The following is a 329-nucleotide window of genomic DNA, read 5'->3' as shown; positions in this document are numbered from 1 at the left end:
GTCACCACGCTCAAGAAGCACGACATCACGCCCGGCATTCTGCAGATAAAGCGCTGCCATGGAACCGATAATGCCGGTGCCGACCACCAGCACGTCGCATTTCAGGGTTTTGGTCATCGGCGCTCCTGCAATACAAATCTCTCAAGCCCGCCATAACAATGAATGCAGAGGGTATGAAAGGTCGCATCACGCTGCGGCGATAGAAATATCAGCACTGTGGCAAATAAGCGGTTCTGCGGTGGGGGGTGGCCGCCATGCACATCAGTGCGTTTTGCCCATCGGCTAGGTCGCGGCTTAGATAGTTATGAGTCATTATTAATCGCTATTTA

Annotated in this window: 1 protein-coding gene; it reads right to left on the bottom strand. The window is 52.9% G+C overall.

The genetic code is table 11. The annotated features are described in order from the left end of the window. Positions 1-117: FAD-dependent oxidoreductase (locus EN804_RS38765; protein ID WP_135922381.1), on the bottom strand; the 117-nt coding region annotated here is incomplete at its 3' end. Positions 118-329 lie beyond the last annotated feature (212 nt).

Origin of the sequence: Mesorhizobium sp. M8A.F.Ca.ET.161.01.1.1 (genome assembly GCF_004792105.1) — a bacterium.
GTDB lineage: Bacteria > Pseudomonadota > Alphaproteobacteria > Rhizobiales > Rhizobiaceae > Mesorhizobium.
Note: the sequence above shows the minus strand (reverse complement) of the source record. Positions and strands in the feature narration are given on the sequence as shown.